The sequence below is a fragment of the Citrobacter sp. B72 genome (assembly GCF_016894305.1).
GTDB lineage: Bacteria > Pseudomonadota > Gammaproteobacteria > Enterobacterales > Enterobacteriaceae > Citrobacter > Citrobacter portucalensis.
In genome coordinates, this window is sequence record NZ_CP069801.1 from 1,854,376 (window position 1) to 1,868,407 (window position 14,032).

Annotated in this window: 12 protein-coding genes; 11 read left to right on the forward strand and 1 reads right to left on the reverse strand. The window is 51.3% G+C overall.

The window, feature by feature from the left end; all coding sequences use genetic code 11:
- Positions 1-229 precede the first annotated feature (229 nt).
- The 3 genes from udk to asmA all read left to right on the forward strand — a co-directional run bounded on the left by udk (position 230) and on the right by asmA (position 3,424).
- On the forward strand, positions 230-871 hold the full coding sequence (udk, locus tag JQN59_RS08670; RefSeq protein ID WP_003036776.1) for a uridine kinase: 642 nt from the start codon (positions 230-232) through the stop codon (positions 869-871).
- Between the two features lie 91 nt (positions 872-962).
- Entirely contained in the window at positions 963-1,544 is a 582-nt protein-coding gene (gene dcd, locus JQN59_RS08675; RefSeq protein ID WP_003834269.1) for a dCTP deaminase, read from the forward strand.
- A gap of 26 nt (positions 1,545-1,570) precedes the next feature.
- Positions 1,571-3,424 carry an outer membrane assembly protein AsmA gene (asmA, locus tag JQN59_RS08680; protein ID WP_149607992.1) on the forward strand — a complete coding sequence of 618 codons (1,854 nt, stop codon included), beginning with the start codon at positions 1,571-1,573 and terminating at the stop codon, positions 3,422-3,424.
- Positions 3,425-3,468: 44 nt separating this feature from the next.
- Here asmA and JQN59_RS08685 read toward each other — a convergent pair whose 3' ends face one another.
- Positions 3,469-5,052 carry a TerC family protein gene (locus tag JQN59_RS08685; protein ID WP_032941964.1) on the reverse strand — a complete coding sequence of 528 codons (1,584 nt, stop codon included), beginning with the start codon at positions 5,050-5,052 and terminating at the stop codon, positions 3,469-3,471.
- Between the two features lie 655 nt (positions 5,053-5,707).
- On the opposite strand from JQN59_RS08685, the gene JQN59_RS08690 reads away from it, so the two are divergent.
- The 8 genes from JQN59_RS08690 to wcaE all read left to right on the forward strand — a co-directional run bounded on the left by JQN59_RS08690 (position 5,708) and on the right by wcaE (position 14,025).
- Entirely contained in the window at positions 5,708-6,847 is a 1,140-nt protein-coding gene (locus tag JQN59_RS08690) for a polysaccharide export protein (RefSeq protein WP_003834266.1), read from the forward strand.
- Between the two features lie 5 nt (positions 6,848-6,852).
- Positions 6,853-7,302: a low molecular weight protein-tyrosine-phosphatase Wzb gene (gene wzb, locus JQN59_RS08695; RefSeq protein ID WP_032949610.1), complete on the forward strand. Its 450-nt coding sequence runs from the start codon at positions 6,853-6,855 to the stop codon at positions 7,300-7,302.
- Positions 7,299-9,461, forward strand: a complete 2,163-nt coding sequence (gene wzc / locus JQN59_RS08700; protein ID WP_048215955.1) for a tyrosine-protein kinase Wzc — start codon at positions 7,299-7,301, stop codon at positions 9,459-9,461. Before wzb ends, wzc begins: the two co-directional genes overlap by 4 nt.
- Before the next feature lie 72 nt (positions 9,462-9,533).
- Entirely contained in the window at positions 9,534-10,376 is an 843-nt protein-coding gene (gene wcaA, locus JQN59_RS08705; RefSeq protein WP_000206145.1) for a colanic acid biosynthesis glycosyltransferase WcaA, read from the forward strand.
- Positions 10,377-10,378: 2 nt separating this feature from the next.
- Complete coding sequence (gene wcaB / locus JQN59_RS08710; protein ID WP_032943932.1) at positions 10,379-10,867, forward strand: colanic acid biosynthesis acetyltransferase WcaB; 489 nt, start codon at positions 10,379-10,381, stop codon at positions 10,865-10,867.
- A complete protein-coding gene (wcaC, locus tag JQN59_RS08715; protein WP_111465365.1) occupies positions 10,864-12,081 on the forward strand; it encodes a colanic acid biosynthesis glycosyltransferase WcaC in 1,218 nt (405 codons plus the stop codon). The genes wcaB and wcaC overlap by 4 nt, the downstream gene beginning before the upstream one ends.
- Positions 12,056-13,273, forward strand: a complete 1,218-nt coding sequence (gene wcaD, locus JQN59_RS08720) for a colanic acid polymerase WcaD (RefSeq protein ID WP_149607991.1) — start codon at positions 12,056-12,058, stop codon at positions 13,271-13,273. Before wcaC ends, wcaD begins: the two co-directional genes overlap by 26 nt.
- Before the next feature lie 5 nt (positions 13,274-13,278).
- Positions 13,279-14,025, forward strand: a complete 747-nt coding sequence (wcaE, locus tag JQN59_RS08725; protein ID WP_149607990.1) for a colanic acid biosynthesis glycosyltransferase WcaE — start codon at positions 13,279-13,281, stop codon at positions 14,023-14,025.
- The last annotated feature ends 7 nt before the right edge of the window (positions 14,026-14,032 follow it).

The window sequence follows — 14,032 nt, forward strand, 5'->3', positions numbered from 1 at the left end:
TTACAATTTATACGCCAGCTGCTCATAAATTAACACTCCCAAGCTATTAATTCCTAAGGCAGGTGAATAAATATAGCGGCTGTTCTAAATCTGACCATTTTAATTTGCGACAGGGACAGCATTGGTGCAGCCTGGGGTGGCATCGCGCCGCTGAAATCCCTATAATTGCCGCGTTTGGCGTTTCGACGCCGCCCTTCCTTACATCCAGGTTAATCAGGTCGCTAAATTTATGACTGATCAGTCCCATCAGTGCGTCATTATCGGCATTGCCGGCGCATCGGCTTCCGGCAAGAGCCTTATTGCCAGTACTCTTTATCGCGAATTGCGTGAACAAGTCGGTGACGAACATATTGGCGTTATTCCCGAAGACAGCTATTACAAAGATCAAAGCCATCTGTCGATGGAAGAACGCGTAAAAACCAACTACGACCATCCGAACGCGATGGACCACAGCCTGCTGTTTCAACATCTGCAAACGCTGAAACGCGGCTCTGCCATTGAGCTGCCGGTATACAGCTACGTTGAGCACACGCGTACGCAAGACACTATTCATATCGAACCGAAGAAAGTCATTATCCTGGAAGGCATTTTGCTGCTGACGGATGCGCGTTTGCGCGATGAGATGAACTTTTCTATTTTTGTTGATACGCCGCTGGATATTTGTCTGATGCGCCGTATCAAGCGGGATGTGAATGAACGTGGTCGTTCAATGGATTCGGTGATGGCGCAATACCAGAAAACCGTCCGTCCAATGTTCCTGCAATTTATTGAGCCTTCAAAGCAATACGCCGACATCATTGTGCCGCGCGGGGGTAAAAACCGCATCGCTATCGATATTCTGAAGGCTAAAATCAGTCAGTTCTTTGAATAAGTTCAGCGAATTGTGTACCGTTCAGTGATAACCTGGTTCACCCTTAACGCACCTGGCATTAAGGGTTTGAAGCACGAAAGGAGAAAGTGCCATGCGTTTATGTGACCGAGATATTGAAGCCTGGTTGGATGAAGGTCGCCTGTCGATCACTCCACGCCCTCCTGTCGAGCGAATCAATGGCGCCACGGTAGATGTGCGTCTTGGCAACAAATTCCGTACGTTCCGCGGTCATACGGCGGCGTATATCGATTTGAGCGGACCGAAAGATGAAGTCAGCGCCGCGCTGGATCGCGTGATGAGTGATGAAATCGTCCTCAAGGACGGCGAGGCATTCTTCTTGCATCCGGGTGAGCTTGCGCTGGCAGTAACGTTCGAATCCGTGACGCTGCCTTCCGATCTCGTCGGTTGGTTAGATGGCCGTTCATCTCTGGCGCGTCTGGGACTGATGGTACACGTCACCGCACACCGTATCGATCCGGGCTGGTCTGGCTGTATCGTACTGGAGTTTTACAACTCCGGAAAATTACCCCTGGCTCTGCGTCCGGGCATGCCGATTGGCGCGTTAAGTTTCGAACCGCTTTCCGGTCCGGCAGCGCGACCATACAACCGTCGTCAGGATGCGAAGTATCGCGACCAGCAGGGCGCCGTTGCCAGCCGGATCGATAAAGACTGAGTGTTTATCAGTCCATTGGGGATAGCATGAGACGATTTCTGACGACGCTGATGATTCTTCTGGTCGTGCTGGTGGCCGGCTTTTCTGCGTTAGTACTGTTGGTGAATCCGAATGATTTCCGCGCGTATATGGTCAAGCAGGTTGCCGCACGTAGCGGGTATCAGCTGCAGTTGGATGGCCCCCTGCGTTGGCACGTATGGCCGCAACTGAGTATCCTCTCAGGGCGAGTGGTGTTAACAGCTGAAGGCGCCAGCGAGCCTCTGGTTCGTGCCGACAATATGCGTCTCGACGTCGCGTTGTGGCCGCTGTTGAGCCACCAGCTCAGCGTGAAGCAGGTGATGCTCAAAGGCGCAGTGATTCAACTGACCCCGCAAACTGAGGCGGTGCGCGGTAAAGATGCGCCCGTTGCCCCAAAAGACAATATGTTGCCCGATCTGGCGGAAGACAAAGGATGGTCGTTTGATATCGCCCGTTTGCGCGTTGCCGACAGTGTTCTGGTATTCCAGCATGAAGACGATGAACAAGTTACCGTTCGTGATATTCGTCTGGAGATGGAACAAGATAGCCAGCACCGCGGCACGTTTGATTTTTCCGGGCGTGTGAACCGCGATCAGCGCGATCTCGCATTATCCTTTAACGGTACGGTCGATGCCTCCGATTATCCGCACAACTTATCTGCGAATATCGAGCAGTTAAGCTGGCAATTGCAGGGGGCCGATTTGCCGCCGCAGGGGATCAACGGTCAGGGACATCTTCAGGCGCAATGGCTGGAAGAGAAAAAACAGCTTTCGTTTAGCCAGATAAATTTGACCGCCAATGACTCTTCGTTCTCCGGGCAAGCGCACGTATCCTTGTTGGAAAAACCGGAATGGGCCGTCGACCTGAAATTTGGTCAGCTCAATCTGGATAACCTGCTCGTACAGCATGACGCAGCGGCGACAGCAAAAGGTGACGTTCAGCAAGGTCAGAGTCAGTCAACGCTGGCGCGCCCCGTCATTGCTTCCCAGGTTGATGCCGTTTCGTATCAGGGACTCAAGGGTTTTTCGGCAGACATCGCTTTGCAGGCTGACAAAGTGCTGTGGCGGAAAATGGCGTTTGAGAATGTTTCGGCAAAAATAGACAACCAGTTCGGCTTACTGAACATTGCGCAGTTGCAGGGAAAAAGTGATGGCGGGCTGATCTCACTGCCCGGCACGCTGGATGCCAGAAAGGGAGAACCGCGAGCGGTCTTTCATCCGCGCCTGGAAGGTGTGGAAATTGGCACGATTCTGAAGGCCTTTGATTACCCCATCGCACTCACCGGCAAGCTGTCGCTGGCGGGAGATTTTTCCGGCTCAGATATTGATGCCCAGGCGTTTCGCCATAGCTGGCAAGGGCAGGCCCATGTCGAAATGAACGATACGCGAATGGAAGGGATGAACTTCCAGCAGATGATTCAACAGGCTGTAGAACGCAGCGGTGGGGATGTTAAATCTCATCAAAACCTCGATAACGTGACCCGGTTGGATCATTTTGTAACCGATATGACGCTGGATAACGGAGAGGTGACGCTGGATAACATGGCAGGCGAGTCCGCGATGTTGGCGCTAACCGGCAAAGGAACGTTAGATCTGGTGAAGCAGAATTGCGACACGCTGTTTAACATTCGCGTGCTGGGCGGTTGGGATGGCGAAAGTAAGTTAATTAGTTTCCTGAAGGCCACCCCGGTTCCTCTCAGGGTCTATGGCCAGTGGCAATCACTGAACTACAGTCTGCAAGTTGATCAGCTTTTGCGTAAGCATCTGCAGGATGAAGCAAAACGTCGTCTGAATGACTGGGCAGATCGCAATAAAGATTCCCGCAACGGCAAAGATGTTAAAAAGTTGCTGGATAAGCTCTGATTCATATTGCCGGATGGTGGCTAATGCCCCATCCGGCCCGTGACTTACACCTCGTAATCCATCTCTTCTTCACCGTGTAGCGGTATCAGCTGGACCTTTTGCACGCGATGATTTTCCACCTGCAGGGTTTTCAGTCGGTAGTCGCCAACCTGAACTTCCTCCCCGGTTTTTGGGATACGCTGCAAATACTCCATTAACAGTCCGGCAATGGTGTGATACTCACGCTTATCGTCTAACGGGATAGGCACGTACTGCACCAGGTCTTCCAGTGGCATATGTCCGTTAGCGGTCCACGAACCATCGGCGTTTTTCTGAATATCATGGCGGGCGTCGATTTCCTCTACCTCGTTTGGCAGATTGCCGGCGATGGTTTCCATCACATCACTCAGCGTCACAATCCCTTCGACGGAACCAAATTCATCGGCTACAAACGCGAAGTGCGTGCGGGCATTACGGAACTGCTCAAGCGCCGGAAGCAGCGGCAAGGTCTCCGGGAACACCAGCGGCTGGCGAATCAATACACGCAGGTCGAGCGGTTCGCCGCGCAGAGACTGTTGCAGCAAATCGATGACATGCACCACGCCCAGCAGTTCCTCCTGCTCGTCTTCGCCAGTGACCACCAGACGCGTATGCTGGTTTTTTTCCAGTAAGGCGCGGATTTCTGCTTCGGGCGCATTGAGGTCGATATGTTCAATATCGTGGCGCGAGGTCATGATACTGCTGACGGTACGCTGATTGAAGTTCAGCACACGTTCAATCATCCGCCGCTCCTGAGGCGCAAAAATCTGACCTTCATGATGATCCGCCAGCATCGCCGCGGTTTCGGCATCCAGTTCGGCATCTTCCTTTTGCCCGCTCAGCAGCCGCATTACCGCCTCGGCGGTGCGCTGGCGCAGAGTATGGTTGGCTGAGAGGAAGCGACGACGGTTAAAGATAGCCAACTGGTTCAATGCTTCGATCATGACCGAGAAGCCGATGGCCGCGTACAGGTAACCTTTCGGGATATGGAAACCAAACCCTTCGGCCACCAGACTGAAACCAATCATCAGCAGGAAGCTCAGACACAGAATAACAATAGTTGGATGGCTGTTAACAAAGCGCGTCAGCGACTTGCTGGCCAGCAACATCAGGCTGATGGCAATAATGACTGCCGCCATCATCACCGCCAGGTGATCGACCATGCCAACAGCGGTAATGACGGAATCCAGAGAGAAGATGGCGTCCAGCACCACGATCTGCGCGACCACACCCCAGAACTTAGCGCCTTTACGCTGGGTGGGGTTATCGCTGTCTTTCCCTTCCAGCCGTTCGTTGAGCTCCATAGTGGCTTTAAACAGCAGGAAGAAACCACCGAACAGCATGATCAGATCGCGGGCGCTGAAGCTGAGATCGCGAATGCTGAACAGCGGCGTGGTCAGCGTTACCAGCCAGGATATTGATGCCAGCAGCAGCAGGCGCATAACCATCGCCAGCAGTAGCCCGGTAATACGCGCCTTATCCCGCTGGGCAGGAGGTAGTTTCTCCGCGAGGATGGCAATAAAAACAAGATTATCAATGCCAAGAACAAGTTCGATCACGATTAACGTGACCAGCCCGGCCCAGATTGACGGATCGGCAATCCATTCCATAGTAAATGCTATACCCATAGTTGTATGACAATTGTCACAATTCGATCATGGGTAAAACTGGCGAAAAATGCAATGGCGAGAAGGGATTTCTCAGTCGGTTATATCAGAACTGATGCAGGATAATAGCCTTAATGTAACTACAGGAAATGATTTTATTAATCTAAATATATTTAGGAAATATCGCAGGTGGAGTATTTCTATATCAATATTGTCAATATCAATAAAATCCTAAAAATATATAAATCCGACGCTTAATATTAATCTTAAAAGCCAGGTATCGGCGGTTTGTTATCTTGCCTGATATTCGCATAGCTGCAACAATTCTTGCGGTAATAATCAAAAGATAAATATTTCCTCATCAATCAGTGGCGCCATTCCCGATGCGTTAATGCTGTAAATGTGATGAAAATAAAGGAGAGGATAAAAATTTAAATTAATCAGTGCATTGGTAGCTAGTGAAGCCAGGGGCGGTAGCGTGTCTGGTCGCCTGAAACAAGCCTAAATTATTCTGTCAAGAGACCGCAGATGAATTCATTTTTTTTAGGACTGATGCCAGTTAAATTCCATTTCAATTAACGGCAAGGTAAATACGTACAGGCGAAGTCGCTATTTAGATTGCATGTGATAAATACTCTGCCAAAGTGATAAATAATCAATGATGAAATCCAAACTTAAATTGATGCCAGTATTGGTATCGGTGATCTTGATAAACGGTTGTACCGTGCTTCCGGGCAGCAATATGTCTACGATGGGCAAAGATGTGATTAAACAGCAGGACGCTGATTTTGATATCGATCGCATGGTGAATGTTTATCCACTCACGCCACGGCTGGTCGAACAATTACGTCCTCGACCAAATGTTGCCCAGCCAAATATGTCGCTGGACCAGGAGATTTCCGGATATCAGTACCGGGTCGGCCCGGGGGATGTCCTGAATGTGACCGTCTGGGACCATCCTGAACTCACCACGCCAGCTGGGCAGTACCGTAGCTCAAGCGATACCGGCAACTGGGTGCAGCCTGATGGCACCATGTTTTACCCCTACATCGGCAAAGTCAGCGTGGTGGGAAAAACGTTGGCAGAGATTCGTAGTGATATTACCGGGCGCTTAGCGAAGTACATTGCTGACCCGCAGGTGGACGTTAATATCGCCGCTTTCCGCTCGCAGAAGGCCTATGTCTCCGGGCAGGTGAACAAATCCGGCCAGCAGGCCATCACCAACGTGCCGCTTACCGTTCTCGATGCCATTAACGCCGCTGGCGGTCTCACCGAGGCAGCAGACTGGCGCAACGTTGTGCTGACTCATAAAGGGCAGGAGCAACGCATTTCACTGCAAGCGCTGATGCAAAATGGCGACCTGAGCCAGAACCGTCTGCTCTATCCTGGCGACATTCTGTTTGTTCCGCGTAATGACGATCTGAAAGTCTTCGTAATGGGGGAAGTGAAAAAACAGAGCACCCTCAAAATGGACTTCAGCGGCATGACGCTTACCGAAGCGCTGGGCAATGCCGAAGGTATTGACCTGACCACCTCCAATGCCAGCGGCATTTTCGTTATTCGACCATTGAAAGGTGAGGGCGGGAACAACGGCAAGATCGCCAATATCTATCAGCTTGATATGTCCGATGCGACGTCGCTGGTGATGGCAACATCATTCCGACTCCAGCCATACGATGTGGTGTACGTCACTACCGCGCCGGTTGCTCGCTGGAACCGTTTGATCAATCAGTTGCTGCCGACTATTAGCGGTGTTCGCTATATGACGGACACGGCCAGCGACCTTCACAACTGGTAATCATCATGTTTAACAAAATCTTAGTTGTCTGTGTGGGGAACATTTGTCGTTCCCCGACGGCAGAGCGCTTATTAAGGCAATTTCATCCGGCGTTAACGGTCTCTTCAGCCGGTCTTGGGGCGCTGGTGGGGAAAGGCGCGGATCCGTGTGCTATTAGCGTGGCGCAGGCGCACAACCTGTCACTGGATAATCATTGTGCCCGGCAGATCTCGGGACGCATGTGCCGGGAGTATGACCTGATCCTGACCATGGAGAAGCGCCATATCTCTGCCCTGTGTGAAATGGTGCCGGAGATGCGCGGCAAAGTGATGCTTTTTGGGCACTGGGACAGCGAGCGCGAAATTCCCGATCCGTATCGTAAAAGCCGTGATGCGTTTGACGCGGTGTACGCATTACTTGAACGGTCTGCCCGCCAATGGGCTCAGGCACTGAACGCAGAGCAGGGAAAACAATGACAGAAAAAGTTAAACAGTCTGCTGCGCCGGTAACCGGCAATGATGAAATCGATATTGGTCGTCTGGTTGCAACGGTGGTGGAAGCCCGCTGGTGGGTATTAGGCATTACCACGGCTTTTGCATTGTGTGCCGCGGTCTACACACTGTTCGCCACACCCATCTACAGTGCGGACGCGCTGGTGCAAATTGAGCAAAATACCGGAAATTCACTGGTGCAGGATATTGGCTCGGCGTTGTCGAACAAACCTCCGGCCTCGGAAGCGGAAATTCAGCTCATCCAGTCGCGTCTGGTATTAGGGAAAACGGTAGACGATCTTAACCTCGATATCGCCGTTACCAAAGATACATTCCCTATTTTTGGCGCGGGCTGGGACCGGCTGATGGGCCGCCAGAACGAAACGGTTAATGTGACCACCTTCACGTTGCCAAAGGCAATGAATGAACAGACCTTCACGCTCAATGTGCTGAATGACAAAAGCTATCAACTGGTGAGTGACGGGGGTTTTAGCGCCCGGGGGCAAGTCGGCAAGGTGTTGGAACATGATGGCGTGACGATGCTGGTTGAGGCGATTCATGCCAGCCCGGAGAGCCAATTTACCGTCAGCAAATTCTCCACGCTGGGCATGATAAACACCCTGCAAAATAACCTGATGGTGACGGAAACGGGCAAAGACACCGGCGTATTGAGCCTGACGTTTACCGGCGAAGACCGCGAGCAAATCCGCCAGATCCTCGACAGTATTACCCGCAACTATCTGCAACAAAACGTGGAACGTAAATCCGAAGAGGCCGCCAAAAGTCTGGCGTTTCTGGCAAAGCAACTGCCTGAGGTACGTAACCGGCTTGACGTTGCTGAAAACAAGCTGAACGCCTTTCGTCAGGATAAAGACTCCGTGGATTTGCCGCTGGAAGCCAAAGCGGTGCTAGATTCGATGGTGAATATCGATGCGCAGCTGAATGAACTGACCTTTAAAGAAGCGGAGATTTCCAAGCTGTTCACCAAAGCGCATCCGGCGTACCGCACGCTGCTGGAAAAACGCCAGGCGCTGGAAGATGAGAAAAGTAAGCTGAACGGGCGCGTAACGGCGATGCCTAAAACGCAGCAGGAAATTGTTCGTCTGACGCGTGATGTGGAGTCCGGTCAGCAGGTCTATATGCAGTTGCTGAACAAGCAACAGGAACTGAAGATTACCGAGGCCAGTACGGTTGGCGATGTGCGCATTGTCGATCCCGCGATTGCCCAGCCTGGCGTGCTGAAGCCGAAAACGGCGCTGATTATTCTCGGCAGTATCATTCTTGGTTTGATGCTTTCTGTGGTGGGCGTACTGCTGCGTTCTCTGTTTAATCGCGGTATTGAAAGCCCCCAGGCGCTGGAAGAGCATGGTATCAGCGTGTATGCCAGTATTCCGTTGTCTGAATGGCAAAAAGCGCGTGATAACGTTCAGACCATTAAAGGTGTGAAACGCTACAAGCAAAGCCAGCTGTTGGCCGTGGGGAATCCAACGGATCTCGCCATAGAAGCGGTCCGCAGCCTGCGTACCAGTCTGCACTTTGCCATGATGCAGGCGCGTAACAACGTATTGATGCTGACCGGCGTCAGCCCGTCGATTGGTAAAACGTTTGTCTGCGCCAACCTGGCGGCAGTCATCAGCCAGACCAACAAACGCGTGCTGTTGATCGACTGCGATATGCGCAAAGGCTATACCCACGAACTGCTGGGGACCAATAACGTCAACGGCCTGTCTGAGATCCTGATTGGTAAGGGGGATATCTCATCCAGCGCCAAACCGACATCGATTCCGCATTTTGATCTGATCCCTCGCGGTCAAGTCCCTCCCAATCCTTCCGAGCTGTTGATGAGCGAGCGTTTCGGCGAACTGATTGCCTGGGCCAGCTCGCACTATGACCTGGTGCTGATTGACACCCCACCAATTCTGGCGGTGACCGACGCGGCGATTGTTGGCCGTCATGTCGGCACCACGCTGATGGTGGCGCGTTATGCGGTCAACACGCTGAAAGAGGTGGAAACCAGCCTGAGTCGCTTCGAGCAAAATGGCATCCAGGTGAAAGGGGTGATCCTCAACTCGATATTCCGCCGAGCCAGCGGGTATCAGGATTACGGCTACTACGAATACGAATATACGTCGGATGCGAAATAAATCACCAACCCTGCCGGATGCGGCGAAAACGCCTTATCCGGCCTACAAAAGCGTATCTATCCGGAAACGAAAATGACGACAGAAAACCCGCTAATTTCAATTTATATGCCAACCTGGAACCGCCAGCAGCTGGCCATTCGGGCGATTAAATCGGTGTTGCGCCAGGACTACCCTCACTGGGAGATGATCATTGTGGATGATTGCTCTTCATCATATGAGCAGTTGCAGCAGTTTGTTGAGGAACTCAACGATCCGCGTGTGTCGTATACGCATAATTCCACCAACTCCGGGGCCTGCGCGGTGCGTAATCAGGCCATTATGCAGGCCAACGGGCAATACATTACGGGGATTGATGATGATGATGAATGGACACCGAACCGCCTGAGCGTGTTCCTGCAGTATCGGCATCAACTGGTCACACGGGCGTTTCTGTATGCCAATGACTATGTCTGTGAGGGCGAAGTGTATTCGCAGCCGACCAGTCTGCCGCTCTATCCGAAGTCCGTATATTCACGCCGCAGGTTTTATAAACGCAACATCATTGGTAATCAGGTATTTACCTGGGCATGGCGGTTTAAAGCATGCCTGTTCGATACCACGCTGAAAGCGGCGCAGGATTACGACATCTTCCTGCGCATGGTGGTGGCGTATGGCAAACCGTGGAAGGTCAAAGAGGCGACGCAGATCCTGCATGTGAATCACGGCGAGATGCGTATTACCTCATCGCCGAATAAATTCTCCGGTTACTTTCAGTTTTACCGCAAGCACAAAGGCAAATTTGACCGGGCCAGCAAGAAATATCAGCTGTTTACCCTCTATCAGATCCGCAACAAACGGATGAACTGGCGCACGCTGCTGACGCTGCTTTCTGTTCGTAACAGTAAGCGTCTGGCCGACGGACTGCGAGGACGCTAATTATGCTGGAAGATTTACGCGCGAACGGCTGGAGTCTGCGCCCCTGCTGCATGGTGGCGGCCTATCGGATTGCCCATTTTTGCTCCGTCTGGCGTAAAAAAAATATCATAAACAACCTGTGGGCTGCCCCGGTGCTGGTGATGTATCGCCTTATCACCGAATGCCTGTTTGGCTATGAAATTCAGGCTGCTGCATCAATTGGTCGTCGTTTCACCATCCATCATGGCTATGGGGTGGTTATCAATAAACACGTGGTAGCGGGGGATGATTTTACCCTACGCCACGGCGTCACTATCGGCAATCTTGGCGCCAACGATCCATCCTGTCCGGTCATCGGTAACGGCGTTGAGTTGGGGGCCAATGTCACTCTGCTCGGCGACGTTGCTATTGGCGATAACGTGACGATTGGCGCGGGGAGCGTCGTGGTGGATAGCGTTCCGGACAATACGCTGGTCGTGGGCGAGAAGGCACGGGTGAAGGTAATAAAATGAAGATATTACAGTTTAATGTGCGACTCGCAGAAGGTGGGGCGGCAGGTGTGGCGTTAGATTTGCATCTTCGCGCGCTGGAAAAAGGGCTGTCGTCACGGTTTGTCTATGGCTATGGCAAAGGCGGTAAAAAAAGCGCCAGTCATGCGAAATACCCACAGGTTATCAAATATACGCCGCGCCTGACGTCGGCGGCTAACATTGCGCTGTTTCGTTTTGCAAATCGCGACATGTTCGGCAATCTCGACAAGCTATATCGCACGGTTACCCGCACCTGCGGCCCGCTGGTACTGCATTTTCATGTGTTGCACAGCTACTGGTTGAACCTGGAAGAGGTGGTGACCTTTTGCCAAAAAGTGAAGGCGCATAAACCGGATATCACCTTCGTCTGGACCCTGCACGATCACTGGAGCGTGACCGGGCGCTGTGCCTTTACCGATGGCTGCGAAGGCTGGAGAACGGGCTGTCAGAAATGCCCAACGCTCAGCAACTATCCGCCGGTAAAAGTCGATAAAGCCCATCAGCAGTTGCCCGGTAAGCGGCAGATGTTCCGTGCCATGCTGGCGCTGGGCTGCCAGTTTATCTCGCCCAGTCAACATGTGGCCGACGCATTCAACAGCCTGTATGGCGTGGGACGCTGCCGCGTTATCAATAATGGCATTGATGTGGCAACCGAAGCCATTCTTGCCGAACTACCCGCGATGCCTGCGGAGAGCGGTCGGCCGAAAATTGCCGTGGTGGCTCATGACCTGCGCTATGACGGCAAAACCAGTCAACAACTGGTGCGAGCGATTAGCGCGCTTGGGGACAAAATTGAGCTGCATACCTTCGGCAAATTTTCGCCATTTGCGGGAGATAACGTCATCAACCACGGTTTTGAGAGCGATAAGCGCACGTTGATGAGTGCGCTTAACCAGATGGATGGACTGGTGTTCAGCTCCCGTGTCGATAACTACCCGCTGATTTTGTGTGAAGCGCTTTCCATTGGCGTACCGGTAATTGCCACGCACAGCGATGCCGCGCAGGAAGTGCTGGCTAAATCAGGCGGTAAAACGTTCAGCGAAGCGGACGTATTGCAGCTGGTGCAGCTGAAAAAATCAGACATTGCGCAGGCGGTATTTGACACGTCCCTTACCGCGTTCAGTCAGCGCAGTCGGGTGGCATACAGTGGGCAACAGATGCTGGAGGAATATGTCTCGTTCTATCAGAATCTGTAGCTATCTGGTGCTACCGCTGCTTTATCTGCTGGTTAACGTCAAACTCGCCCAGCTTGGCGAGAGCTTCCCGATAACTATCGTCACCTTCTTACCCGTTCTGCTGTTGCTGTTTGTCGAGCGCATCAATATCAAAAAATTAATGATCGCGCAGGGGGTAGGGGGCGGGCTGACGGCGTTTAACTACCTGTTCGGTCAATCACTGGATGCCAGTAAGTACGTAACGTCAGCGATGCTGTTTGTTTATACCGTGGTGATCATTGGCATGGTGTGGAGTATTCGCTTCAAAACCATTTCACCGCATAACTACATTAAGATTTTGCGTTTTTTCTGGCTGGTGGTGGGACTGGTGGTGGGGTTAGCTGCGGTTGAAATGGCACAGATAATTCTCAGCGGCGGCAGCAGTTTAATGGAAGTTATTTCGAAATATCTTATTTACAGTAACAGCTATGTTCTGAACTTTATTAAGTTTGGTGGGAAACGTACTACTGCGCTCTATTTCGAACCGGCATTCTTCGCTCTGGCGTTAATCTCAATTTGGCTCAGCATCAAACAGTTTGGTATCAAAACACCTAAGTCCGATGCTATGATTCTGGCAGGGATAATATTATCAGGATCGTTTTCAGGGGTAATGACGTTTATTTTGTTTTATCTCCTGGAGTGGGCGTTCCAGTACCTGAATAAGGATGCGATAAAAAAGAAGCTACCGCTGGCGATAATCTCATTAAGCGTGTTTTTAGTTGGGGTGATATTTGCTTTTCCGTACATCGCAACGCGGCTTGGTGATTTAGGAACTGAAGGTTCGTCATCGTATTATCGTATCGTAGGGCCATTAGTGATGGTCGGTTATTCGTTACTGAACGTTGATGGCGTAGTGAGATTTGGCTCACTTTATGAATACGTCGCGTCATTCGGAATTTTTAACGGTGCAGATGTCGGTAAAACAATAGACAATGGTTTGTATCTGCTGATTATTTATTTTTCATGGTTCGCGGTGATATTAGCCCTATGGTACATGGGGAAGGTCATGAAAATGATGATCAATGCGTTTGGCGATAATCAGAATTATCGGGTGCAGCTTTATCTTTTTACACCGTTGTCACTGTTTTTTACAGGTTCAGTATTTAGTCCGGAATACGCATTTTTAATTGTGTGTCCGTTTATATTGCGCAAGGCGCTGAATATCGCGAGGTAACTCACATGCTGCTCAGTATCATTACCGTCGCCTTTCGCAATCTGGAAGGGATCGTCAAAACTCACGCATCGCTGGCACATCTGGCGCAAGCGGGTGATATCAGTTTTGAGTGGATTGTTGTTGATGGCGGCTCCTCGGATGGTACGTCGGCGTTTCTTGAAGGGCTCAGTGGGGAACACCGGTTACGGTTTGTCAGCGAGCCGGATAACGGCATCTATGATGCGATGAACAAAGGCATCGCGATGGCGCGCGGGCGGTTCGCGCTGTTCCTCAACTCCGGGGATATTTTGCATGCGGACGCGGCACATTTTATCCGCCAGCTAAAAATGCAGAGCGACCAAACCATGGTCATTGGCGATGCGTTGCTGGATTTCGGCAATGGCAACAAAATTAAGCGCCGGGCAAAACCGGGTTGGTATATTTATCACAGCCTGCCCGCCAGTCATCAGGCGATATTCTTTCCGCTCTCAGGACTGAATGTCTGGCATTATGATTTGCAATATAAAATATCGTCTGATTACGCGTTGGCAGCCCAATTATACAAGTCCGGTTACGCTTTTAAAAAGTTGAACGGGTTGGTATCGGAGTTTTCTATGGGCGGAGTGTCAACGACGAATAATCTGGAATTGTGTCGGGATGCCAAAAAAGTACAGCGCCAGATATTACACATGCCAGGTTTTTGGACCGGTTTGTCAGAATATTTACGTCTGCGCACAACCGCTAAAACAAAAACCTTATATGGGAAAATGTAAGGGCATA

Excerpts from the sequence above, each read along its gene's own strand:
- udk (WP_003036776.1), top strand. The coding sequence starts at position 230 with ATGACTGATCAGTCCCATCAGTGCGTCATTATCGGCATTGCCGGCGCA.
- dcd (WP_003834269.1), top strand. The coding sequence starts at position 963 with ATGCGTTTATGTGACCGAGATATTGAAGCCTGGTTGGATGAAGGTCGC.
- asmA (WP_149607992.1), top strand. The coding sequence starts at position 1,571 with ATGAGACGATTTCTGACGACGCTGATGATTCTTCTGGTCGTGCTGGTG.
- JQN59_RS08685 (WP_032941964.1), bottom strand. The coding sequence starts at position 5,052 with ATGGAATGGATTGCCGATCCGTCAATCTGGGCCGGGCTGGTCACGTTA.
- JQN59_RS08690 (WP_003834266.1), top strand. The coding sequence starts at position 5,708 with ATGATGAAATCCAAACTTAAATTGATGCCAGTATTGGTATCGGTGATC.
- wzb (WP_032949610.1), top strand. The coding sequence starts at position 6,853 with ATGTTTAACAAAATCTTAGTTGTCTGTGTGGGGAACATTTGTCGTTCC.
- wzc (WP_048215955.1), top strand. The coding sequence starts at position 7,299 with ATGACAGAAAAAGTTAAACAGTCTGCTGCGCCGGTAACCGGCAATGAT.
- wcaA (WP_000206145.1), top strand. The coding sequence starts at position 9,534 with ATGACGACAGAAAACCCGCTAATTTCAATTTATATGCCAACCTGGAAC.
- wcaB (WP_032943932.1), top strand. The coding sequence starts at position 10,379 with ATGCTGGAAGATTTACGCGCGAACGGCTGGAGTCTGCGCCCCTGCTGC.
- wcaC (WP_111465365.1), top strand. The coding sequence starts at position 10,864 with ATGAAGATATTACAGTTTAATGTGCGACTCGCAGAAGGTGGGGCGGCA.
- wcaD (WP_149607991.1), top strand. The coding sequence starts at position 12,056 with ATGTCTCGTTCTATCAGAATCTGTAGCTATCTGGTGCTACCGCTGCTT.
- wcaE (WP_149607990.1), top strand. The coding sequence starts at position 13,279 with ATGCTGCTCAGTATCATTACCGTCGCCTTTCGCAATCTGGAAGGGATC.